Source organism: Nonomuraea gerenzanensis, from assembly GCF_020215645.1.
In the GTDB taxonomy this organism is placed as follows: domain Bacteria; phylum Actinomycetota; class Actinomycetes; order Streptosporangiales; family Streptosporangiaceae; genus Nonomuraea; species Nonomuraea gerenzanensis.
On sequence record NZ_CP084058.1, the window covers coordinates 11,609,281 to 11,631,423 of the forward strand.

At 72.1% G+C, this 22,143-nt stretch carries 19 protein-coding genes; 12 read left to right on the forward strand and 7 right to left on the reverse strand.

The annotated features are described in order from the left end of the window. The first annotated feature begins 1 nt into the window (after position 1). From mhpA to LCN96_RS54165, 3 genes are read left to right on the forward strand one after another with little or no spacing between them, the layout of a single operon-like run. Positions 2 to 1,744 (forward strand): bifunctional 3-(3-hydroxy-phenyl)propionate/3-hydroxycinnamic acid hydroxylase MhpA, encoded by a 1,743-nt coding sequence (mhpA, locus tag LCN96_RS54155; protein ID WP_225270172.1) that lies wholly within the window; start codon positions 2 to 4, stop codon positions 1,742 to 1,744. Next, positions 1,737 to 2,330, forward strand: a complete 594-nt coding sequence (locus tag LCN96_RS54160) for a DUF3159 domain-containing protein (RefSeq protein WP_225270173.1) — start codon at positions 1,737 to 1,739, stop codon at positions 2,328 to 2,330. Before mhpA ends, LCN96_RS54160 begins: the two co-directional genes overlap by 8 nt. Then, positions 2,327 to 3,181 (forward strand): MBL fold metallo-hydrolase, encoded by an 855-nt coding sequence (locus LCN96_RS54165; protein WP_225270174.1) that lies wholly within the window; start codon positions 2,327 to 2,329, stop codon positions 3,179 to 3,181. The genes LCN96_RS54160 and LCN96_RS54165 overlap by 4 nt, the downstream gene beginning before the upstream one ends. Here the strand turns inward: LCN96_RS54165 and LCN96_RS54170 are convergent. Further along, positions 3,168 to 4,193, reverse strand: a complete 1,026-nt coding sequence (locus LCN96_RS54170; protein ID WP_225270175.1) for a LacI family DNA-binding transcriptional regulator — start codon at positions 4,191 to 4,193, stop codon at positions 3,168 to 3,170. The two genes, LCN96_RS54165 and LCN96_RS54170, sit on opposite strands and share 14 nt — an antisense overlap. 137 nt (positions 4,194 to 4,330) lie before the next feature. On the opposite strand from LCN96_RS54170, the gene LCN96_RS54175 reads away from it, so the two are divergent. The 5 genes from LCN96_RS54175 to LCN96_RS54195 are packed head-to-tail and all read left to right on the forward strand — an operon-like array spanning position 4,331 to position 11,117. Further along, entirely contained in the window at positions 4,331 to 5,701 is a 1,371-nt protein-coding gene (locus LCN96_RS54175) for an ABC transporter substrate-binding protein (RefSeq protein ID WP_225270176.1), read from the forward strand. After that, a complete protein-coding gene (locus LCN96_RS54180) occupies positions 5,698 to 6,570 on the forward strand; it encodes a carbohydrate ABC transporter permease (RefSeq protein ID WP_225270177.1) in 873 nt (290 codons plus the stop codon). Before LCN96_RS54175 ends, LCN96_RS54180 begins: the two co-directional genes overlap by 4 nt. Beyond that, positions 6,567 to 7,409: a carbohydrate ABC transporter permease gene (locus LCN96_RS54185; protein WP_225270178.1), complete on the forward strand. Its 843-nt coding sequence runs from the start codon at positions 6,567 to 6,569 to the stop codon at positions 7,407 to 7,409. Before LCN96_RS54180 ends, LCN96_RS54185 begins: the two co-directional genes overlap by 4 nt. Positions 7,410 to 7,432: 23 nt before the next feature. Beyond that, complete coding sequence (locus LCN96_RS54190; protein ID WP_225270179.1) at positions 7,433 to 9,445, forward strand: glycoside hydrolase family 2 protein; 2,013 nt, start codon at positions 7,433 to 7,435, stop codon at positions 9,443 to 9,445. Positions 9,446 to 9,482: 37 nt separating this feature from the next. Then, the gene (locus LCN96_RS54195; RefSeq protein WP_225270180.1) at positions 9,483 to 11,117 is read left to right on the forward strand and encodes a sialidase family protein; all 1,635 of its coding nucleotides are present in this window, start codon (positions 9,483 to 9,485) and stop codon (positions 11,115 to 11,117) included. 55 nt (positions 11,118 to 11,172) lie between these two features. On the opposite strand, the gene LCN96_RS54200 is transcribed toward LCN96_RS54195, so the two are convergent. Continuing rightward, positions 11,173 to 11,751 (reverse strand): TetR/AcrR family transcriptional regulator, encoded by a 579-nt coding sequence (locus tag LCN96_RS54200; RefSeq protein WP_225270181.1) that lies wholly within the window; start codon positions 11,749 to 11,751, stop codon positions 11,173 to 11,175. 163 nt (positions 11,752 to 11,914) lie between these two features. On the opposite strand from LCN96_RS54200, the gene LCN96_RS54205 reads away from it, so the two are divergent. After that, positions 11,915 to 12,568 (forward strand): GntR family transcriptional regulator, encoded by a 654-nt coding sequence (locus tag LCN96_RS54205; RefSeq protein ID WP_225270182.1) that lies wholly within the window; start codon positions 11,915 to 11,917, stop codon positions 12,566 to 12,568. Here LCN96_RS54205 and LCN96_RS54210 read toward each other — a convergent pair. The 4 genes from LCN96_RS54210 to LCN96_RS54225 are packed head-to-tail and all read right to left on the reverse strand — an operon-like array spanning position 12,540 to position 15,993. Beyond that, positions 12,540 to 13,511: a DMT family transporter gene (locus LCN96_RS54210; RefSeq protein ID WP_225270183.1), complete on the reverse strand. Its 972-nt coding sequence runs from the start codon at positions 13,509 to 13,511 to the stop codon at positions 12,540 to 12,542. The two genes, LCN96_RS54205 and LCN96_RS54210, sit on opposite strands and share 29 nt — an antisense overlap. Further along, complete coding sequence (locus tag LCN96_RS54215) at positions 13,508 to 14,299, reverse strand: amino acid ABC transporter ATP-binding protein (RefSeq protein WP_225270184.1); 792 nt, start codon at positions 14,297 to 14,299, stop codon at positions 13,508 to 13,510. The genes LCN96_RS54210 and LCN96_RS54215 overlap by 4 nt, the downstream gene beginning before the upstream one ends. 4 nt (positions 14,300 to 14,303) lie before the next feature. After that, positions 14,304 to 15,149, reverse strand: coding sequence for an amino acid ABC transporter permease (locus LCN96_RS54220; protein WP_225270185.1), 846 nt, complete (start codon positions 15,147 to 15,149; stop codon positions 14,304 to 14,306). Further along, a complete protein-coding gene (locus LCN96_RS54225) occupies positions 15,136 to 15,993 on the reverse strand; it encodes a transporter substrate-binding domain-containing protein (RefSeq protein ID WP_225270186.1) in 858 nt (285 codons plus the stop codon). The genes LCN96_RS54220 and LCN96_RS54225 overlap by 14 nt, the downstream gene beginning before the upstream one ends. A gap of 123 nt (positions 15,994 to 16,116) precedes the next feature. Between LCN96_RS54225 and LCN96_RS54230 the strand changes: the two genes are divergently transcribed. Next, entirely contained in the window at positions 16,117 to 17,736 is a 1,620-nt protein-coding gene (locus LCN96_RS54230) for an IS1634 family transposase (RefSeq protein WP_225270187.1), read from the forward strand. Between the two features lie 26 nt (positions 17,737 to 17,762). Here LCN96_RS54230 and LCN96_RS54235 read toward each other — a convergent pair whose 3' ends face one another. Further along, on the reverse strand, positions 17,763 to 18,260 hold the full coding sequence (locus LCN96_RS54235; protein WP_225270188.1) for a hypothetical protein: 498 nt from the start codon (positions 18,258 to 18,260) through the stop codon (positions 17,763 to 17,765). Between the two features lie 92 nt (positions 18,261 to 18,352). On the opposite strand from LCN96_RS54235, the gene LCN96_RS54240 reads away from it, so the two are divergent. Together LCN96_RS54240 and LCN96_RS54245 are read left to right on the forward strand one after the other, a co-directional pair. Further along, a complete protein-coding gene (locus LCN96_RS54240) occupies positions 18,353 to 18,796 on the forward strand; it encodes a VOC family protein (RefSeq protein WP_225270189.1) in 444 nt (147 codons plus the stop codon). Positions 18,797 to 18,889: 93 nt separating this feature from the next. Next, positions 18,890 to 22,138, forward strand: a complete 3,249-nt coding sequence (locus tag LCN96_RS54245; protein WP_225270190.1) for a helix-turn-helix transcriptional regulator — start codon at positions 18,890 to 18,892, stop codon at positions 22,136 to 22,138. Positions 22,139 to 22,143: the final 5 nt, after the last annotated feature.

Below are 22,143 nucleotides of genomic sequence, written 5' to 3' on the forward strand. Positions count from 1 at the left end.
TGTGCCTGTGCTCGTCGCCGGGGCCGGGCCGACCGGGGTGGCGGTGGCCGCGCTGCTGGCCGCGTACGGGGTGCGCACTCTCGTGGTCGATCCGCACCCGGGCGTCTACCCGCTGCCACGGGCGGTGCATCTCGACGACGAGGTGCACCGCGTCCTGCAGCGGCTCGGGGTGGCCGAGGAGTTCGCGGCGCTCAGCACACCGGCGGCGGGGATGCGCCTGGTGGACGCCGGGCTGCGCACGATCGCCGAGTTCCGGCGCGAGCGCGGGTCGGGACGGCACGGGTGGCCGCAGGCCAACATGTTCGACCAGCCCGACCTGGAGACCCTGCTGCGTGAGAACCTCGCCCGCCGCCCCGAGGCGGAGCTGCTGACCTCGACCGAGGTCGTGCGGGTCGAGCAGGGGGTGCCGGGGCCCGCCCCGGTGCGGGTCCTGCTGCGGGACGTCGGCAGCGGGCGGGAGCGGGAGGTGTGGGCGCACGCCGTGCTCGGCTGCGACGGGGCCAACAGTGTGGTCAGGCAGGCCGTGGGCGCGCGCATGCGCGACCTGGGGTTCGCCGACCGGTGGCTGGTGGTGGACGCGCGGTGCGCGCAGCCGCTGGACGTCTGGGACGGGACGTACCAGGTGTGCGATCCGGAGCGGGCGGCCACGTTCATGCGGATCGGGCCCGAGCGGTACCGGTGGGAGTTCCGGATGCGGGAGGGCGAGACGGAGGCCGAGCTGACCAGGCCCGGAAGCCTGGCGCGGCTGCTCGCGCCCTGGGGCGTCGCGCTGGAGACCTGCTCCGTGCTGCGGCGGGCCGCCTACACCTTCCGGGCGCAGGTGGCGGATCGGTGGCGGCGCGGGCGGGTGTTCCTGCTCGGTGACGCCGCGCACCTGACGCCGCCGTTCATCGGGCAGGGCATGGGGGCGGGGCTGCGGGACGCGGCCAACCTGGCGTGGAAGCTGGCGCTCGTGCTGTCCGAAGGCGGTGGTGAGCGGCTGCTGGACACGTACGAGGCGGAGCGGGCGCCGCACGTCACCCGGACGATCCGGCTGGCCGTCACCGTCGGGCGGGCGATGACCGGTGGGCGGGAGGGGGGCGCGGCCGTGCGGCGGCTGCTGCTCACCCGCGCCGGGCGGCTGCCCCACGCCCTCGCCGTCCGTGGCACGTCGCCTCGGCTGCGGCGTGGGGTGCTGGTGCGGGGGGTGGGCGGGCCGGCGGGGACGATGGTGCCGCAGCCGTGGGTCTCGGTGGGCGGGCGGCGGGTGCGGCTCGACGACGTGCTCGGTGACTCCTTCGCCGTCCTGACCCTCGGGCCGCTCGATGACGGGCTGGCGGCGCTGGCTCGCCGCTTGCGGGCGGTGGTCGTCCACGTGCGCCGACCGGCCCACGGCGCGAACGGCGCGAACGGCGCGCACAGCACGAGCGGCGCGCACAGCACGAGCGGCGCGCACAGCACGAGCGGCGCAATGGGCGCCGACGGCGGCGGGGGCGGCGGGGGCGGGGGCGGGGGCGGGGGCGAGGCGCGGGTCGTGGTCGTCGACGGGACGCTCGACCGGTGGTTGCGCGACGCGCGGGCGGCGGCCGTGCTGGTGCGGCCCGACCGCGTGGTGCTGGCCGCCGCGCCCTTCCCGAGCCGCTCCGGCCCGGTCGGCGCGGCGATCGCCCGCGACGCCGCCGCCTGGCTGCCCCTCCTGCCACCGACCCGCACCATCCGCACCATCCGCACCATCCGCACCACCCTCCTGGAGACCCATGAGTGACCTCGCCCTGCTCCGCCGCGCCGGCCTGCACCTCATCGAGACGGCCGCCCCCGTGCTCGGCTTCACCCTCGTCTACGCCACCACCCAACGCCTCCCCCTGGCCCTCACCGTGGCCCTGTGCCTGGCAGCCGGGGTCGCCGTCCACCGCTTCGTGCACGCCCGCAGCCTCCTGCCCGCGATCGGCGGTTTCGGGCTGGCGGCGGGGGCGGCGGCGATCGCCGCGCTGTCCGGCGAGGCGACCGACTTCTTCCTGCCCGTCCTGGTCATCCGGGGCACGGTCGTGGCGGTGACCCCCGTCATGCTGCTGCTCCGCCTGCCACCGGTGGCCGTGGCGGCCGGGGTGCTGACCGGGCGCGGGCACGGCTGGCGCCGCGACCCGGTGCGGTTGCGGGCGTACACGATCGTGAATGTCGGGTGGATGCTCGGCGAGGGCGCGCTCGTGGCCAACCAGGCGCGCCTCTACCTGGCCGACAGGGCCGTGGCGATGGGGGCGTTCAAGCTGCTCGTCGAGGTCCCCCTGCACGTGTTGATGGTGGCCCTGATGTGGGCCTGCTACCGCCGGCTGACCAGAGGAGAACGTTCATGACGACCACCGTGACCCTGACCGGCACCGGCGTGCCCATCCCGTCGCCCGGCCGCGCCGGGGCGGGGGTGCTGGTCCGGTACGGCCGCACGGCGCTGCAGTTCGACGCCGGACGGGCGACCGTGTTGCGGCTGACCGAGGCGGGCACGGGCCTGCACGAGCTGAGCGCGCTGTTCGTCACGCACGTGCACAGCGACCACGTGATGGGGCTGCCCGACGTGGTGCTGGGGCGGTGGATCCAGGACCACGTGTGGCGGACGGGCCCGCTGGAGGTGCACGTGCCGGAGGGGGAGGCGGCCGGGTTCGTGGCGCGCATGCTGGACCCGTACGCGGCCGACATCGCGCTGCGCATGGAGCACGTGCAGGAGGTGCCTCCCGAGACGCGGCTGCGGACGTTCGCGGCCGAGGCCACGCCGCAGGAGGTGTGGCGGGATGGCGAGGTGACGGTCGAGGCCGTGGCGGTGCACCACGAGCCGGTGCCGGACGCGGTGGCGTACCGGATCAGGACCCCGGACGCCACGGTCGTGGTGTCGGGTGACACGCGGGTGTGCGAGGAGGTCGAGGAGCTCAGCCGGGGCGCCGACGTGCTGGTGCACGAGGCGTGCCGGACGACGGCGCTGCGCGAGGCCGTGGCGGGCACCCCGTTCGAGCAGATCTTCTCCTACCACGCCGACACGGTGGCGCTCGGTGGCCTGGCCGCGCGGGCCGGGGTCGGCCACCTGGTGCTCACCCACCTCATCCCCGCGCCGGAGGACGAGGCCGGAGAGGCCGAGTTCGTCGCGGACGTGCGCTCGGGCGGTTACGGCGGGCGCGTCAGCGTGGGCCGGGACCTGATGACGGTCACCGTGGGGTGACCTCGCCCGCCGTGCTCTCCCGGACGATGAGCCGGTGGGGCACCACGATCTCGGGGGGCGTGCCGATCTCCCCCCTGATCGACTCCAGCAGTGTGTCGACCGCCCGCCGGGCCAGCTCCGCCTTGTCCGGCGCGACGGTGGTGAGGCTGGGCGTGCTGTACTGGCCCTCCTCGATGTCGTCCACCCCGACCACGGCCACGTCGTCGGGGACGCGGCGGCCCGCCCTGGTCAGCGCCCTGATCGCGCCCAGGGCGAGCAGGTCGTTGTAGCAGAACACCGCGTCGGGCGGCTCGGGCAGGGCCAGCAGCCGCTCCATCGCCTCGGCGCCCAGCCGCCGGTGGAAATGCGCGGTGGGCACGATGAGCGCGTCGTCCACGCCGAGCCCCGCGCGGGCGTGCGCCTGCCGGTAGCCGGCGGTGCGCAGCTGGGCCGTCTCCCCGGTCGCGTACGGCTGGTCGCCGATGGCGGCCACCCGGCGGCGGCCCAGCTCCAGCAGGTGCGCGGTGGCGTCGCGGGCGGCGGCCACGTTGTCGATGGCCACGTGCGGGAAGCTGCCGTTGAAGATGTGCTCGCCGAGCAGCACGATCGGCACCCGGTTGCCCCGGGCGCGCAGCTCCTCGGCGGAGACCGACAGCGGGCTGAGCAGCAGGCCGTCGAACATCGTGGCCCGCGAGTCGCGCCCGAGCAGCTCGCGCTCCCGGTCGCCGTCGCCGTCGGTCTGGTCGATCATCACCACGTAGCCGTGGGCCCGGGCCGCCTTGATCACCTCGCGGGCCAGCTCGGCGAAGTACGGCACGTCCAGCTCGGGCACCACGAAGGCGATCATCCCCGTGCGCCCCTGCTTGAGGTTGCGGGCGATGAGGTTGGGGCGGTAGTCGAGCTGGTCGAGCGCCACCTGCACCCTGGCCCGCAGCTCGGCGGAGACAGGCGCGTAACCGTTGACGACGTTCGACACCGTACGGATGGACACGTTCGCCAGTTTCGCGACGTCGCGCAGGGTTGGACCGGCCATGCGTCTCCTATACCTCCGGGTGCCGTTCTTGGGAAGATCCTAAACCTGGCCTTGCATCGTTGCAGACGAGTATGCATGATGTCTGCATCGTTGCAGAGCCCTCACAACGTCTTTTTCCGTCCGGCGAGGAGTCGAAGATGACTACATCCCCCATTGGCCGCCGCGGCTTCCTCAAGGGAGCCCTCGGGGTCGGCGCGCTCGCCGCCACCGGCTCGCTGGCCGCCGCGTGCGCGGCCCCGGGCGGCACGGGCGCGCAGCCGAGCAAGCTGACGACGCCGGCCGCGTCCGGCTCGGCGGCCAAGGGCGAGATCACGATCTGGAACCGGTCGGGGGACCTGTTCAAGGTGTTCGACGCCGCGATCGCCAAGTTCCGCGAGGCCCACCCGAACGTCAAGGTGAACCACCAGGCGGTGGACATCGACGCCAAGCTGGCCAACACGCTGATCAGCGGCACCGACGTGCCCGACGGCAGCTTCTGGGACGACGCCAAGATCGGCGGGCAGGCCGACCACCTCTTCGACCTGACGGACCTGATCGCGCCGTACAAGGACCAGACCTCGGCGTACAAGCTGTCGGTCAACACCGTGGACGGCAAGATCTACGGCGTCCCGTGGGACCTGGACCCGGGCCTGCTCTGGTACCGCGAGGACATCCTGGACAGCGCCGGCATCGACCCGGCGAGCCTGGCCACCTACGACGACCTGCTCGCCGCCTCCAGGACGATCAAGGAGAAGGACCCGAAGACCAGGCCCATCCACCTGGAGAAGACCCCGTTCCTCAGCCAGCTCTGGCTGGAGATGCTGGCCAACCAGCAGGGCACCGGCCTCACCGACGCCCAGGGCAAGCTGCGCCTCGACTCCGCGGAGTACCGCCGGATCTTCACCTGGATTCAGACGGCGGTCGAGGACGGCCTGGTCACCCACGCCCCCTACCTGGAGCAGGCCGACATCAACACGCTCGACAACGGCCAGCAGGTGTTCGTGCCGTGGGCGATCTGGTGGTCGTTCGCGCCGCAGCAGCTGCTGAAGAACACCAAGGGCAAGTGGCGCGCGGCGCCGCTGCCGGCCTGGACGCCGGGCGGCGCGCGCAGCGGCGCGATGGGCGGCAGCAGCTTCATCATCCCCGCCAAGGCCAGGAACCCGGAGCTGGCCTGGCTGCTGTACGAGTTCCTGTGCTTCAAGGAGCCCGGCTACACCGCTGTGTACGGCCCCAACGACGTCTACCCCGGCGGCCTGTCCACCTCGATCCCCAGCTACACCCCGGCGGCCGACCCGGCCAAGCCGCTGTTCAAGCCGATCGACGCGCTCGGCGGCCAGGACCTGTGGAAGGTCGCCGTGGAGGCGGGCGCGAGCATCCCGGCCGCCGCGCCGATCCCCGCGTGGTGGGCGCAGTCGGTGGACTACCTCGGCAACAACCTGCAACGCCTGATGGAAGGCAAGATGTCCCCCGACCAAGTGATCAGCGAGTCGGCCGAGAAGATCCAGAAGAACCTGATCGACCGCTCATGAGGTTGCGCTCCATCCGGCTGACGCCGTACCTGTTCATCGCCCCGTTCTTCGCGGTCTTCGGCGCGTTCGGGCTCTACCCGCTGATCTACGCGCTGCAGCTCAGCTTCATGCACTGGCGGGGCGGCAGCCAGGCCCGCTGGGTCGGCTTCGACAACTACCTGTTCCTGCTGACCAACTCCGACTTCTGGGCCTCGCTGGGCAACAGCGCCGTCATGTGGCTGCTCATCGTGCCGATCCAGCTCGTCGCCGGGCTGGGCGGCGCGGTGCTGCTGGCCGACGCCAAGCTGAGGCTGCGCGGCTTGTTCCGGGTGGCCTTCATCGCGCCGTTCGTGACCCCGATCGTGGCCATGGCGCAGGTCTGGATCGTGGTGTTCGACCAGGACTACGGCCTGGTCAACTACCTGCTCAACCTGGTGGGCCTGCCGGACGTGGGCTGGCTGACCTCGACGGCGTGGTCCAAGCCGACGCTGGCGCTGCTGTTCCTGTGGAAGACCACCGGGTTCGCGATCATCATCCTGCTCGCGGGCCTGCAGGCGGTCCCCGGCGGCGTGTACGAGGCCGCCTCGCTCGACGGCGCCTCCCGCTGGCGGCAGTTCTGGTCGATCACCGTGCCGCTGGTGCGCCGCAGCATGGCGTTCCTGGTGGTCATCCAGACGCTGGCCGTCTTCCAGATGTTCGCCGAGCCGCACGTGGTCACCGAGGGCGGCCCGTACGGCTCCACCACCACCGCGGGCCTGTACCTGTACGAGCACATCACCGCCTCCGACCTGGGCACCGGCGCCGCGAACTCGTTCCTGCTGGTCCTGCTGGTCTTCGGCCTGTCGCTGGTCTCGGTCAGGATGCTGCGCCCGAAGGACGGGGTCTCATGAGTCAGAACAGGCCGGGCCTCGCCCAGTACGCGCTGCTGACACTGCTCGCGATCGTGTTCCTGTACCCGATCTGGTGGGCGGTCAGCTCCTCGCTCAAGCCGGCGGCCGAGATCATCGCCAGCCCGCTGTCGATCGGCGAGCTGACGCTGGACAACTACCGGGCCATGTTCGCCGATGTGCCGATCGGCACCGGGTTCCTGAACACGGGGCTGGTGCTGCTGCTCAAGGGCGGGATGACGATGGTCTTCTGCCCGCTGGCCGGCTACGCCTTCGCCAAGTTCGACTTCCCGCTGAAGAACCTGCTCTTCGGCGTCGTGCTGCTGACGCTGATGTTGCCGACGCTGGTGCTGATCATCCCGCTGCTGCTGGAGATGAGCGCGCTGGGCTGGGTGAACACCTACCAGGCGCTGATCCTGCCGGGCAGCATCGACGCGTTCAGCATCTTCTGGATGCGGCAGACGATCGCCGCCATCCCGGACGAGCTGATCGACGCCGGGCGGGTGGACGGGGCCGGCGAGTTCGGCATCTTCTACAAGGTCGTGCTGCCGGTCATCCGGCCGGGCCTGGCCGCGCTGGCCGTGCTGACCACCATGAACATCTACAACGACTTCGTCTGGCCGGTCGTGGCGGTCAACGACACCGCGCACCAGACCCTCCAGGTGGTGCTGTCCACGCTGGCCCAGAACATCACGGGCAACCGCATCGGCGCCGACTTCGCCACCGTGTGGGGCGAATTGCTGGCCGCCGGGAGCATCGCCATGCTGCCGCTGCTGGTGATCTTCGTCCTGCTGCAGCGCCACTTCATCAACGGCATCCTCGCGGGCAGCGTCAAGGGCTGACCCGGATCATGAAAGAGAGCATCATGGAGTACCCCCGCCCCCACTTCGACCGGTCACACTCCTGGTCGAGCCTGAACGGCGACTGGGACTTCCGGGCCGACACCGAGCAGGGCTACGACCGGACCATCACCGTGCCCTTCGCCTGGGAGACCCCCGCGTCGGGCATCGAGGCCCACTGGCTGCCCGTGGCCTGGTACCGCCGCACGTTCACCGTCCCCGCCGGCTGGGCGGGGCAGCGGGTCGTGCTCCAGTTCGGCGCCGTGCACCACGAGGCCACGGTCTGGGTCAACGGCGTCGAGGTGGCGAGCCACCGGGGCGGCTACACGCCGTTCGAGGCCGACGTCACCGAGGCGCTCAGGGGCGGCGAGCAGGAGGTCGTGGTCCGGGTCCGCGCGCCGCTGGACAAGCGCGAGATCGCGCACGGCAAGCAGCGCAGCGTCCCGCGCGACGACTTCGACGGCGTCTGCTTCACGCCCTCCTCGGGCATCTGGCAGAGCGTCTGGCTGGAGGCCAGGCCGGCGACGTACCTGGCCGGGCTGAAGCTGCGCCCCTCCGGCGGGCTGGACGCCATCGAGGTCGAGGCCCGCGTCGGCGGGAGCGCCGCGGCCACGCTCGCGCTGAACCTGCGCGGCACGGACGTGACTGTCGAGGTGCCGGTCGTGGACGGCCGGGCCGAGGCCGTGCTCCCGGTGGCCGAGCCGCGCCTGTGGTCGCCGGAGGACCCGCACCTCTACCACGTGGACGCCACACTGACCTCGGCAGACGGCACCGACATCGTCGCCGCCTACACCGGGCTGCGGCGCATCGAGGTGATCGGCGAGGAGCTGTATCTCAACGGCGGCCGCCTGTTCGTGCGCGGCGTGCTCGACCAGGGCTACTGGCCGCTGACCGGCATCACCCCGCCCGACGACGCCGCGCTGCGCCGCGACCTCGAACTGGCCGCCGAGGCCGGCTACAACCTGGTGCGCAAGCACCTCAAGCTGGAGGACCCGCGCTTCGTGCACCACGCCGACGTGCTGGGCATGCTGGTGTGGGCCGAGCCGGCCGCGACCGGCCGCTTCTCCGCCGACTCGGTGGCGGCGTTCGAGGAGCAGGTCGCGCCCATGGTCGAGCGTGACGGCAACTCCCCCGCGATCATCATCTGGGGCCTGTACAACGAGGAGTGGGGGCTCGACTGGGACCTGCCGGGCGACCCGGCCAAGCAGCGGGCGGCGGCGCAGGCGTACGACCTGCTCAAGTCCCTCGACCCGAGCAGGCCCGCCGTGGACAACTCCGGCTGGACCCACGTCAAGACGGACCTGCTCGACTGGCACTACTACGACGAGTCCGCCGCCTCCTGGGGCAGGACGGTCGCCGCCCTGCTGAACGGCGAGCAGGACGACTTCCCCGTCAAGCTCGGCCCCGACTTCGTGGTGCGCAAGAAGCTGGCCGCCGGCCCCGACCAGCCGCTGCGCGGCCTGCCCAACCTCAACAGCGAGTACGGCACCGGCTTCACCTCCGTCGAGCGCGGCTGGCAGCTGCGCTGGCAGACCCAGGAGCTGCGCCGCCACGACCGCGTGGCCGGTTACGTCTACACCGAGCTGTACGACATCGAGCACGAGATGGCCGGCCTGCTCGACTTCGAGCGCCGCCCCAAGGACCTGGCCGGCGTGGACCCGGCCGACGTGAACGCCACCACCACGCTGGTGCTCGACGTGGTGCCCGTCGCGCCCGGCCGCGACCTGCTCAGCGACTCGCGCGAGGTGAGCGTGCCCGTACGCGTCTCGCACCACGGCGGCGAGCCGGTCAACGGCCACCTGCACACCGCCTGGACCCCCGTCTTCGGCGCCGCGCCCGCCGCACCCGGGGAGCCGGGCCCGTGGATCGAGGCCAAGCCGTTCCTGCTCAGCGGCGCCGCCGAGGTGCGCGCCGAGCTGCCTGAGGGCTGGACCAGCGGGCGGCTGCACGTCGCGCTGGTCAGCGACGGCGCCGTGGTGGCCCGCTCCGCCGTGGACATCGACACCCACACCGGGTTCGTCATCGGAGACAACCGCTAGTTCGTCATCAGAGACAACCGCCAAGGAGAGACAGCACGTGCGACTCACACCCCCCGCGCGGATCCTGACCGCGTTAGCCCTGATCGCCACCTGCCTCGGAGCACTGGCCGGCCCCGCCTCTGCGGCCCCCGCCGGCCAGGTGCTCTACTCCCCGAACCTGACCGCGTTCCCCCAGGGTGACGCCAGCTACCCGAGGGCCGTCCGGCTCGACCACGACGGCTCGGCGAACGAGACGATGCTGGCCACCTACGCCAGGCGCGGTCACAACGCGCCCGGCTCGTTCCCGATCCACCGCAGCACCGACGGCGGCCGCACCTGGTCGGCGAGCCCGATCTCCACCATCACCTCGCACACCCCCGGCTGGGGGCTCGGGGCGCCCGTCCTGTACGAGGTGCCGCGCACGGCCAACGGCCTCAACCAGGGCGACCTCCTGGCGTCCGGGACCGCCTGGGTGGAGGGCGACTACACGGCGCAGAAGGTCGAGGTGTTCAAGAGCACCGACCACGGCGTGACGTGGACGTACCTGTCGAACTGCACCCAGACCAGCGGCCTGCCCGACACGATCGGGCACGGCATCTGGGAGCCGTGGTTCCTGCTCACCCCGAACAACACGCTGGCCTGCTTCATCTCCGACGAGCGGCCCGCGGGCAGCGCCACCAACAACCAGGTCATCGGCCACTACACCTCCACCAACGGCGGCCAGACGTGGAGCGCCACGATGACGCTGGACGTGTCCTTCCCCGCCGACAACCTGGCCAGGCCGGGCATGTCGATCGTGACGGGGCTGCCGAACGGCACGTTCCTGATGGCGTACGAGCTGTGCAGGGACGCCACGGACGCCGACCACGCGTGCGAGGTGTACGTCAAGACCAGCGCCGACGGCCTGAACTGGGGCTCCGGCGCCGGCACCCTCGTGCGCACCGCCGACCAGCGGGAGCTGCTGCACACCCCGTACGTCGCCTGGCTGCCCGGCGGCGGCGCCAACGGCACGCTGCTGCTGTCGGGCCAGCGCGTCGTGGCGGGGCCGGCCGGCAACAAGACCGTGCTCGGCGAGTCCGGCCAGGTGCTGTTCGCCAACACCAACCTGGGCGCGGGCGAGTGGACCGAGATCGAGGCTCCCGCGCTCACCTCGCCCACCGGCGGCTACAACCCCGGCGAGCCGTCCTGCCCCGGCTACAGCTCCCCCATCGTGCCGTCGGCGAACGGCACCGGCTTCCTCTACCTGACCGCGACGCACCTGACGGGCAACCAGTGCCAGATCAGGTACGGCCTCGGCACGCTGCCGGGCAAGGCCGTCCAGGTCACCGGCCCCGGCGGCAAGTGCCTGGACGTCGACACCAACACCAGCGCCAACGGCAACGCCGCCCAGCTCTGGGACTGCGGCGTGGCCACCGGCCAGCGCTGGTCCAGGCACCCCGAGGGCAGCCTGCGCGCCTTCGGCAAGTGCCTGGACGTGGACGCGCAGGGCACCGCCAACCACACCAAGGTGCAGCTCTGGCAGTGCAACGGCAGCGGCGCCCAGCAGTGGGTGCACCGCGCGGACGGCTCGCTGTTCAACCCGCAGTCGGGCCGCTGCCTCGACGCGCCGGAGGGCGCCACGGCCAACGGCACCAAGCTGCAGATCTACGACTGCAACGGCCTGTTCCCGCAGCAGTGGACCATCCCCGCCTGACGGGCTGACCTCGCGAGGGGCGTGGCGAGCAGGTCGCCGCGCCCCCGCTCCTTCTTCAGCCGAACTGCCGGCCCAGCTGGTCGAGCGTCTCGCTGATGACCTCGCGCAGCGTGCGCGCCTCCCGCTCCTCCGACCACAGGTGGGCGGCCAGCCGCAGCCCCACCAGGAAGGCCGCGGCCAGCACGCGGGGCGGCACCGTGGTGGACCGGTCGCCGACCGCCTCGGCGAGGTCGCGCTCCAGGGCCGCGTGGTTGGCGAGCTGACGGGCCAGCAGCGAGGGGTGACGCTTGGCCAGGCGGGTGCGCACGGCCCACTCGCGCTCTGGCTCCCGCATCTCCTGTTGCAGCTCGTCGATGGAGCGCCGCAGGGCCTGCCAGGCGGTCAGCTCCGCCGGCTGCGCGCGCACCCGCTCCACCAGGGCCCCGATGCGCTGCTCCTCCCCGTACAGGAGGGCGTCCTCCTTGCCGGAGAAGTAGTTGGAGAACGTGCGCCGCGAGATGTTGGCGGCGTCGGCGATGGCTTCGACGGTGACGTTGTCGAGACCGTGCTCGACGGTCAGCCGCAGGGCGGCCTCGTGCACGGCCTGACGGGTCTCGGCCTTCTTGCGTTCCCGCAGCCCCACCGTGGTGTCCATGATGGCAGCCACCCTACCTTCGCGAAGGTGTGCGAGCCCCGGCTGCGGTCAGGGCCCGCACAAGATCATTATCGCGCATCAAGATCACTTATGGAGCACTTCCTGCATTGTGTACACTCCTGTATACAGGAGTGTGACCGCATCAAGGAGCACCATGGCCGCAATGCCCGAGCGTAAGAGCCGCCGCACCGCGGAGTTCATGGCTGACGTCGTGCACGAGCGGCTGCGCGACGCCATCCTGGCCGCCGAGTTCCGGCCCAACCACCGGCTGGTGGAGGAGGAGCTCGCCGACTGGCTGCAGGTGAGCCGCACCCCGGTGCGCGAGGCGCTGCTGCGGCTGCGCCAGGAGGGGCTGGTCGACCAGCGCAAGGGCTGGTTCGTGCGCGACCACGCGCCGGAGGAGATCCTGGAGATCATCGAGGCGCGGGCCGGCATCGAGGCGCACGCCGCCTACCTCGCCGCCGAGCGGCTCGACGGGGAGCGGCTGGCGCGCCTGGAGCAGCTCATCGAGCAGATGGAGGCGCCGGGCATCTCGCGGCCCAAGCTCAACGAGCTGAACAACGAGTTCCACGAGATCATCACCGAGGGGGCGGGCAACTCGCTGGTCGTCCAGTTCTACCGGCGCACGAAGGTCAACTACTGGAACTTCAACCAGCCCGTGGTCTTCACCCCGGCCGACGACGAGGTGGTCAACACGCAGCACCGCGAGCTGGTCGCGGCCATCGCGGCCAAGGACGCCGAGACGGCGGCGCGGGTGGCGCGGGCGCACGTCAACAACACCACCCGCATCATCGTGACCGCGCTCGGGCTCGGCTGACGAGCACCGGGCCGAAGCCGAAGGCCAGCAGGCCGAGCAGGATCACGGCCAGCGCGGCCCACTGCCGGGGGCTCATCGCCTCGTCCAGCACCAGCACGCTGAGCAGCAGCCCGACGAACGGCTGCAGGTAGGTGTTGACGGAGGCCGCGGTCGAGCCCCACCGCAGGATGAACCGGAAGTAGAGCAGATACCCGGCGGCCGAGGCGAGCAGGCCCAGCTCCACCACGGCCAGCACGGGCAGCAGCTCAGGCCGCCCCACCGAGAAGTGCCCCGTCAGGACGGTGGCCGGCACGAGGTAGAGGGTGGCGGCCGTGAGCTGGCCGCAGGCGATGACGGCCGGGTCCAGGTGCGGCAGGTGCGTGCGCGTGTAGACGTTGCCGGCCGCGAAGATCGCGGAGCTGGCGACCACCGCGAGGGGCCAGACCCCGCCGCCCACCGAGCCGGCCACCGAGCCGGCCACTGAGCCGATCGCCGAGCCGCCCGCTGAGCCGCCCGCTGAGCCGCCCGCTGAGCCGCCCGCCAGCGCCGCCATGCCGGCGAAGGCGATGACGACCCCGGCCAGCCGGGGGAGGCTGAACCGCTCGGCCCGCGTCACCAGGCCGGCGATCAGGAACACGAACACCGGCGTGGTCGCCGACAGCACGACCGCCATGGAGGAGGTGACGTGCTCCTGCGCCGCCGTCAGCAGGGTGAACGGCAGCGCGATGTTGAACGCGCCGAGCAGCGCCAGGTGCCCGAGCAGCCGCCGGTCCCGCGGCACGGCGAGCCCGCGCACCCGTACCGTGATCCCCAGCGCCACGGCGGCCAGCGCCATCCGGATGAGCACGATCATGTACGGGTTGAACGACCGCAGGGCGATCGCGGTGAAGAAGAAGCTGGCTCCCCAGATCGACGTCATCACCGCGTAGAGCCCGTAATCCCTGGCCGTGCCGCGGGTGGTCATGCAGGGGCGTCGTTCCTGTCGGCCATCCTCGCCAGGAAGGCCCTGGTCCGCTCGTGCACGGGCGCGGTCAGCACCTGCGCGGCCGGCCCCTCCTCCACGATCGTGCCGTCCACCATGAAGATGATCCGGTCCGCGATGTCCTCGACGAGCGGGATGTCGTGGGTGGCCATCAGCATCGTGCACTCCTGCCTGGCCAGGTCCCTGATGACGTTGGCCACCTCGACGCGCAGCTCGGGGTCGAGCGCGCTGGTCGGCTCGTCCAGCAGGATCATGCTCGGGTCCATGGCCAGCGCCCTGGCGATGGCGACCCGCTGCTGCTGGCCGCCGGAGAGCTGGCGCGGGTAGTGGTGCTCGCGCCCGGCCAGCCCCATCCGGCCGAGCAGCTCGACGGCCCGCCGCTCGGCCGTGGCCCTGTCCAGGCCCAGCACCTGGCGCGGGCCGTAGGCCACGTTCTGGGTGGCGGTCAGGTGCCGGAACAGGTTGAAGTGCTGGAAGACCATGCCGATGCGGGCCCGCTGCCTGCTCGCCTCGCGGTCGCCGAGCGGCTGCAGGTGGTCGCCCACCCTGCGGTAGCCGATCAGCTCGCCGTCCACCTCGACGCAGCCGGAGTCGATCAGCTCCAGGTTGTTCACGCAGCGCAGGAACGTGGACTTGCCCGCGCCGGAAGGCCCGATGAGCGCCACGATCTCACCGTCGTGGACCTGCACGGACACGTCCCTGAGCACCGGGGTGGCGCCGAAGGACTTGAACACGTGCCGCGAGCGCATCTTGACCGGTGCCTGTGTCATGCCGTCACCTCGCTGGGAACTTGCGCTCGAGGACGTGCTGCAGCACCGTGATCAGCGCGGTCAGCAGCAGGTACCAGAAGGCCGCGACGAGCAGCAGTTCGAGATACTTGAAGTTGGTGTAGTAGACGCGGCTGACCGCGAGCAGGATCTCCGAGTACCCGATCGCGTACGCCAGCGACGTGTTCTTGATCATCAGGATGTACTGGTTGCCCACGGCCGGCATCACGATCCGGAACGCCTGCGCCAGCACGATCTGCCGGGTGATCTTCCCGCTGGGCACCCCGAGCGCCCGGGCCGCGTCACGCTGCCCCTGGTCCACCCCCTGGATGCCGCTGCGGATGACCTCCGCCATGTACGCGCTCTCGGCCAGCGTCAGCGCGAACAGCCCGGCCACGAACGGCGTGAAGAACACGCTGGCCGCCTGCTCCTCGATCAGCACCACGTCCGTGAACGGGATCGACAGGCTCACCCGCCCGATCACCCGCGGCACCGCGTAGAACCAGATCAGCAGTTGCACCAGCATCGGCGTGCCGCGGAAGACGAACACGAACCCGGCCGCCGCGGCCCGCAGCACCGCGTTGCCGCTGATGCGCAGCAGCGCCACGCCCGTGCCGAGCACGATGGCCAGCGCCGTGCTGAGCGTGGCCAGGGAGAGCGTGCCCCAGACCGCCTCCAGGATCGTGGGGCCGAACAGGTAGCGCCCGACCGTGCCCAGGTCGAACACGCCGGAGCGGAGGAACGGCAGCGCGATCAGGGGGACGGCGGCGACGACGGCGCAGGCCTGGAGGATCTGCCCCCAGGGCCTGGGCCGGCGGACGGGGAGGAAGACCTGCTGGTCAGGGCCTGGCATCGAGCTGCCCGTTGTACGCGGGCTGCTTCAGCCCGCCGACCGTCAGGCTCCACTTGCCGAGGATCTTGTCGTACGTGCCGTCTTTGATCATCGCGTCGAGCGTGGTGTAGACGGCGTCGCGCAGCTCCGGGTTCTTCCCCTTCATGAAGGTGAAGTTGATCAGGTAGTCGACCAGGTGGTAGTCGGTGGTGGCGAACTGGTCGGGGTTCTCCTTGACGATGTACTGCGCCTGGGCCAGGTCCGGCGCGTACGCCGAGATCCGCTCCGACAGCAGGCCCTGGAGGCCGAGCGGCGTCGAGGTGTAGTGCTCGACCTCGATCTTCCCTGCCGGGCAGGAGGCGTTCTCCTTCTCCACGGCCTTCTCCAGCGTCGTCGAGCCCTCCAGCATGCCGAGCTTCTGACCGCACATGGCCTGGCCGGTGGCGTACTTGCCCGCGTCCGCCTTGCGGACCAGGAACGTGGCGCCGGACTGGTAGTAGCCGATCATGTCGACCTGCTGGAGCCGCTCCGGGTTCGGGCTCATGCCGCCCGAGCCCATGTCGAACTGGCCCGCCTGCAGGCCGGTGATGATCGCCGAGTAGTCGACCTGCACCCACTGAGTGGTCAGGCCGAGCCGCCTGGCGATCTCGTCCACGATCTCCACGCCGAAGCCCCGCAGGTCCTGCGAGCCTTCCGCGCGGAACTCCCCTGGGATGTACGACTGCTGCGAGCCGATCATGAGGACGCCCTGCTGCACGGTGGGCACCTTGGCGCCCTGACCGCTCGCCTGCTGCTGGGCGCCGCCGTTGGAGCAGGCGGCCAGCACCAGGACGGCGGCGGCTGCCACGGCCGGGAAGAACCTCATCGTTGTCTCCCTGCGTGTGAGGTGGTCGGGGGGTCGGGAGCGCTAGCCCCGTTTTCCGCACGTGGAGGTATGTGAAGATCGCCGGGTTGCTGTGGTGATCGTTGTCGCGGTATGACCTGGCTGGTGAGACAGCGTGCGCAGTGGGGCCAGGCCAGTGTCGAGAAGATGCTCGGGGCATTACCGGTGGTGGCCGGTTTCTGCTCGCGGTTGCGGGTCCGGGAGCTGGTGGATGCGGCCTGCCCGGTGCGCGATATCGCGGAGCTGACTCACGGGCAGGTGATCGAGGTGCTGGTGGCCAACCGGCTGACCTCGCCCGCCCCGCTGGTGCACGTGCAGGACTGGGCGCGCGCCTGGGCGGTGGGTGAGACGTTCGGGACCGATCCCGAACTGCTCAACGATGACCGGATCGGCCGCGCGCTGGATGCCATCGCCCCGCATCTGGACCAGCTGACCGGGTCGGTCGGGCTGGCCGCGATCGAGGCGTTCGGCCTGGACGTGGCCCGCCTGCACTGGGACATGACCTCGATCTCGCTGCACGGCGACTACGAGCAGGCCGAGCCCGGCTTCGCGACACCGCGTTTTGGTCACCCCAAGGACCGGCGGCCGGACCTGAAGCAGATCCAGGCCGGGATCGCGGTCAGCGCCGATGGCGCGATCCCGGTCTTGCACCGCGCCTACGACGGCGCGGCCGGTGAGGTGGGGCAGGTCATCGGCGCCATGCAGGGCCTGCAGAAGCTGGCCGGCCCGCAACGCATGCTCATGATCGGCGATTCCAAGCTGATCTCGTATGCCAATCTGGCGGCGATGACCGCCGCTGGGGTCGCCTTCATCGCGCCGGCCTCCAAGCAGTACGTCGGCGTCGCGGCCCTGGCCGGTCAGAAGATCGACGACGCGGCCCGGGTGGACTACGTCGCCGCCCGGGACGAGCACAAGAGCGCCGACCGGCGCGGCCTCTGGCACGTGCGCGAGGACGACACCATGACACTGGCCGGGCCGCGCAAGAAGGACCCGATCCTGACCCTGCGGCGCATCTTCGTGCACTCCTCCGCCCGCGCCCAGGCCGCCGCCACCGCCCGGGCCAAGAAACTCGAGCGGGCCCGCGACGATCTGGCCCGGCTGGAACGCGGCCTGGGCAGCCGCCACTACCCCACCGAGCAGGCCGTCGCCGACCGCCTCGCCGCGATCGGCCGCGACCGCCGGGTCAGCACCTACCTGACCGCGCGGACCGGCACCGATCCCACCACCGGCAAACCCACCCTGGCCTGGCACTTCGACCAGAACGCGATCGACGCCGAAGCCGCCACCGACGGCTGGTACGCCCTGCTCACCAACCTGCCCGCCGAGGCCGCCGACGCCGGACAGGTGCTACGCCATTACAAAGGCCAGGAAGCCGTCGAACGCCGCTACCAGGCCTTCAAGGGGCCGCTGGCCGTCACCAGCCTGTATTTGAAGAACAACCGCCGCATCCACGCCCTGATCACCGTCATCTGCCTGGCCCTGCTCATCTTCTGCCTGATCGAGCGCCAGGCCCGCCAAGCCCTCGCCGACCGCGGCGAAACCAAGGTCAACGGCCTGTACGCCGGACGGCCCGCCGTCCCCACCGGCAAGCTCATCCTCGACGCCCTGGCCGGCATCCGGCTCATCCCGGGCACCGGCCAGTCACCCCCGACCATCCCGCAACCCACCACCCTCCAACTCGATCTCCTGGACCTTCTCGACATCGATCCACGAGACCTCCGCTGAAGATCACTCACCTGCGGAAAACGGGGCTAGCGGGAGTCGGCGGAGCGCCCTGGCTTGCCGGCCGGCGCGGGGCGGTCGAAGTCGGGGCACTCGGCCGCGTCGTCGAAGATCTGCCGCACCTCGGCCTGGTAGTCGGCGGGGAACCGCTGCTCCGCCAGCCCCTGGGGCACCCGCTCCCAGTAGAAGCGCGGCGGCCGCATCCGGATGCCCGGCCGGCTCAGCACGTAGGTGAAGCAGTCGTAGTACCGCCCGTCGTCGCCCCGCACGGTCAGGAACACGATGTCGAAGTCGTCGAACTCGTCCTTCAGGTGCGCGTCGTCGACCTCGAACACGATGCCCTGCGCGACCTTGCCGTACGTCCCGGTGCCGGCCAGGTGGCACCAGCCCCGGTCGGTGCGCTCGCCCGCCGCCCTGAACTGGATCTGCCGGTTGACGGCCTTGGCCTTGGTCACTGCGACGGCCTCAGGAAGGTATTTCCGCAGCTCGGACTCCAGCAGGTAGGTGCAGTAGCCGAAGTAGTACATGGCTCTCTCCAGGGGAAACGAGATTGTATGTGTTACCGTACGCCAATCTGTATACAGCCATTCCGGGCATTCCGTCCAGATAGGGAGAACGCGTGATTCCGCTCTTCAGGCAGCTGCACCACGTGTGCGTCGTCGTCGCGGACCTGGACCGGGCCGTGGCCTACTACGAGAGCGTGGGCATCGGACCGTGGTTCGACTACCCGAAGGGCGGGCCGTACGTGGAGTACGACGTCCCCAACGCCGAGGCCTCGGCCTCGATGCGCTACAAGTGCGCCGACCTGGACAACGTCCAGCTCCAGCTCTGCCAGCCGTCCGAGCTGGACTCGCCGCAGCGGCGCTTCCTGGACGAGTTCGGCGAGGGCGTCTACCACCTGGGCTTCGAGACCCCCGACCTGGCGCGGGCCGAGGAGCAGGGCCGCGGGGCGGGCTTGGCGATCATGGCGCGGGGGCGCAGGGAGGACGGGTCCGGGTTCTGCTACTTCGACACCCGGCCCGGCGCCGGGGTGACGCTGGAGGTGCGTAAGACCCAGCTCTGACGTCCGGCTCCGACAGGTGATGGACGAATCAGTGAGAAGCCAGCACACTCGCGAGGTGAACGGAGAGAACCTGCCACTGTTACGGAGACCCCGATGGCAAGTCTGGCTTCTCCTGCGCTGGTCGGGCGGGACGCCCCGCTGCGATTACTCATCGGCGCCGTCACCTGCCCGCCCGCCGTCATCCAGGTGCAGGGCGAGGCGGGGATCGGCAAGACCAGCCTCGTCCGTGCCGCGATCGAGCCGCTCACCCCGCCCGCCTGGACGGTGCTGATCGGCCACTGTCACCAGATCCGCGAGCCGTTCCCGTACGGGCCGGTGTTCGACGCGCTGCGGCACGTCGCGTCGGCCCTGCCCGGCCACGACCGGCTCAGCCCGGTCACCGGGGCGCTGCGCGGCTACCTGCCCGAGCTGGCGGGGCACCTGCCGCCCGCGCCGTCCCCGCCGCCCATGGACGATCCCCGGGCCGAGCGGCACCATCTGTTCCGTGCCGTGCACGCGCTGCTGGGCGCGGCCGGGCCGGTGGTGCTGGTGGTCGAGGACCTGCACTGGGCCGACGACGGCACCCGGGACCTGCTGCGCTTCCTCACCGACCAGCCGCCCGAGGGGCTGGCGCTGGTGGTGACGTTCCGGCGGGAGGAGCTGCCGGTGCCTGGGCTGCCGTTCGGGCACGCGTACCGGCGGGCGCCCGGGGTGCGCAGCGAGGTGATCTCGCTGACGCCGCTCGATGTGGAAGGGGTGCGCAGGCTGGCCGGGGCGCTGCTCCGCTCGGCCACCGTCGCGTCCGGCGCGGCTTACGGGGTGGGGACGCCCGCCGCGTCTGACGGGGTGGGCGGGCCCACCGCGTCGGACGGAGTGGGCGGGCCCGCCGCGTCGGACGGAGTGGGCGGGCCCGCCGCGCTCACCACCGCCTTCGCCGCGAAGCTGCACGATCGCACGGCCGGGGTGCCGTTCGTGATCGAGGAGGTGGTGCGGTCGCTGCTCGACGACGAGGGCCGCCTGCCCGAGCCAGAGGCGCTCGACCGGATGGGCGTGCCGGTGCTGCTGCGCGAGGCCATGGCCGAACGGCTCACCGGCCTGTCGCCCGCCGCGCTGCGCGTCGTGCACGCCGCCGCCGTCATGGGCCTGCCCGCCGAGGAGCCGCTCATCAACGCGGTCGCGGGCACACCGGCACCGCAGCCCGGCCTGAGCCAGGCGCCGCACGCGCCCGGCGAGCCGGGGGCGCACGAGGCACCGCACGGTGGTCCGGAGGCGCACGAGGCACCGCACGGCGGGCCGGGGTTGAGCGAGGCGTTGCAGGCGGGGGTGCTGCGGGAGCATCCCGACGGCCTGTACGGCTTCCGGCACGCCCTCGCCCAACAGGCCGTCTACGACGCCATCCCCGGCCCCGACCGCCGGCTCACGCACCGCCGCGCCATGGCCGCGCTGGCGGCGCTCGACCCGCCGCCCCTCGTCCAGCTCGCCCACCACGCCCGCCGCGCCGGGGACTTCGCCGCGTGGCAGCGGCACGGCAGCGCCGCCGCCGACCACGCCGCCGCCATCGGCGACATCCCGCTGGCCGTGGAGCTGCTGGAGGGGCTGCTCGCCGACCCGAAGCTGCCCAGGCAGGCCCGCGGGCCGCTGGCGCTGCGGCTCAGCCGCGTCGCCGCGATCGGCCTGTCGCACCGCCGCGTCGTCCGCATCCTGCGCCACCTGCTGTCCGACGACTTCCTGTCCTCGCAGGTACGCGGCGAGGCCCGGCTGAACCTGGGCGTGCTGCTGTCCAACCAGGCGGGCGCCATCACGGCGGGCCGCCAGGAGATCCTCGCCGCGCTGCCCGACCTGGCCGACAGCCCCTCCCTGGCCGCCCGCGGCCTGGCGTTGCTGGCCATGCCCGTGTGGGGCGGCGAGCCGCTGGCCATGCACGAGGAGTGGATGGCGCAGGCGGAGAAGCTGCTCGTGGAGGACCAGGACCCGGAGCTGACCGCCGCCGTCCAGGCCAACAAGGTGAGCCTGGCCATGCTCGTCGGCTCCCCCGACGCGTTCGAGCTGGCGGGCACGCTGCCGGCCAACGACCCGTCCACCGCCGTACGCCGCCAGGTGGCGCGCGGCTACTCCAACCTCTACGACGCCGCGCTCGCCCTCGGCCACTACGCCGCGGCGGCGCGGTTCGCGGAGCGGAGCAGGCGCGTCGCCGAGGAGACCGGCGCGTTGTACCCGGCGTTCCTGGTCGAGATGTCGTCGATCCGGCTCGACCTGCTGACCGGCCGCTGGGAGGGCCTGCGCGAGCGGGCGCTGGCCGCCGTCGAGATGACGTACGAGGCGCCGCTGCTCGCCGTCGAGGCCCGGCTCGCGCTCGGCGTGCTCGGCCTGGCCAGGGGCGAGTGGGACGAGGCCGGCGAGCACCTGGAGGCGGCCGGCGTGCGGGACCTGGACTCGGGGTTCCTGCCGGTCGCCGTGGCGGGGTCGAGCGGGCTGGTCGAGCTGCACCTCACCAGGGGCGCGCTGGAGCCCGCCCTCGCGGCGGCCGACCTGGCGGTGACGCGGCTGCGGCGCAAGGGCGTGTGGGTGTGGGGCGATCAGCTCGTCCCGGCGGCCGTCCACGCGCTGCTGCGGGCGGGGCGGTCGCAGGCGGCGGCGGGGCTGGTGGCCGAGTTCGCGGCGGGCATCTCGGGCAGGAACGCGCCGTCCGCGCACGCGGGGCTCTGCCTGGCCGAGGGGTCGCTGGCCGGTGACGCGGGGGGCTTCGAGGAGGCTGCCCGGTGTTACGGGCGGGCGCGGGCGGCGTACCTCGCGATGCCACGTCCGTACGCGGCGGCGCGCGCTGCCGAGCTGGAGGCGGGCGCCTGGCTCGCCGCGGCCGGCCACGAGGAGCGCGCCACGCACGAGCAGCGCACCACGCGCGAGAGGAGCGGCGCTGGCGAGCCGGGCGGCGCTGGCGAGCAGCGCGCTGCTGAGCGAGAGCGGGCCTCGCACCCGGAGCTGGCCATCGACCGGGGGCGGGCCTCGCCTCGGGGGCGGGCCGCCGGCCTGATCGCGGACGCCGCCGAGCGGTACGCCGCGCTGGGCGCCACGCACGACGCCGCCCGCTGCCGCCGCCTCCTGCGCGAGCTGGGCCCCGACCGCCCGCCGGCCCGCCGCAGCAGGAAGGCCGGCGGGGTGTTGTCGCCGCGCGAGAGCGAGGTGGCCAGGCTGGTGGCGCTGGGCCGGACGAACAGGGAGATCGCCGAGGTGCTGTTCCTGTCCCAGCGCACGGTGGACACGCACGTCGCCCGCGTGCTGCAGAAGCTCGGCGTGCGCACGCGGGCGGAGGTGAGAGAGCCCCGGCCGGAGGACCGGCCGGGGCCCGTCACCCCCGAGTCGTGAGGGCG

Coding starts and splice junctions, on each gene's coding strand:
- LCN96_RS54160 (WP_225270173.1), top strand. CDS start 1,737: ATGAGTGACCTCGCCCTGCTCCGCCGCGCCGGCCTGCACCTCATCGAG.
- LCN96_RS54165 (WP_225270174.1), top strand. CDS start 2,327: ATGACGACCACCGTGACCCTGACCGGCACCGGCGTGCCCATCCCGTCG.
- LCN96_RS54170 (WP_225270175.1), bottom strand. CDS start 4,193: ATGGCCGGTCCAACCCTGCGCGACGTCGCGAAACTGGCGAACGTGTCC.
- LCN96_RS54175 (WP_225270176.1), top strand. CDS start 4,331: ATGACTACATCCCCCATTGGCCGCCGCGGCTTCCTCAAGGGAGCCCTC.
- LCN96_RS54180 (WP_225270177.1), top strand. CDS start 5,698: ATGAGGTTGCGCTCCATCCGGCTGACGCCGTACCTGTTCATCGCCCCG.
- LCN96_RS54185 (WP_225270178.1), top strand. CDS start 6,567: ATGAGTCAGAACAGGCCGGGCCTCGCCCAGTACGCGCTGCTGACACTG.
- LCN96_RS54190 (WP_225270179.1), top strand. CDS start 7,433: ATGGAGTACCCCCGCCCCCACTTCGACCGGTCACACTCCTGGTCGAGC.
- LCN96_RS54200 (WP_225270181.1), bottom strand. CDS start 11,751: ATGGACACCACGGTGGGGCTGCGGGAACGCAAGAAGGCCGAGACCCGT.
- LCN96_RS54205 (WP_225270182.1), top strand. CDS start 11,915: ATGCCCGAGCGTAAGAGCCGCCGCACCGCGGAGTTCATGGCTGACGTC.
- LCN96_RS54210 (WP_225270183.1), bottom strand. CDS start 13,511: ATGACCACCCGCGGCACGGCCAGGGATTACGGGCTCTACGCGGTGATG.
- LCN96_RS54215 (WP_225270184.1), bottom strand. CDS start 14,299: ATGACACAGGCACCGGTCAAGATGCGCTCGCGGCACGTGTTCAAGTCC.
- LCN96_RS54220 (WP_225270185.1), bottom strand. CDS start 15,149: ATGCCAGGCCCTGACCAGCAGGTCTTCCTCCCCGTCCGCCGGCCCAGG.
- LCN96_RS54225 (WP_225270186.1), bottom strand. CDS start 15,993: ATGAGGTTCTTCCCGGCCGTGGCAGCCGCCGCCGTCCTGGTGCTGGCC.
- LCN96_RS54235 (WP_225270188.1), bottom strand. CDS start 18,260: ATGTACTACTTCGGCTACTGCACCTACCTGCTGGAGTCCGAGCTGCGG.
- LCN96_RS54245 (WP_225270190.1), top strand. CDS start 18,890: ATGGCAAGTCTGGCTTCTCCTGCGCTGGTCGGGCGGGACGCCCCGCTG.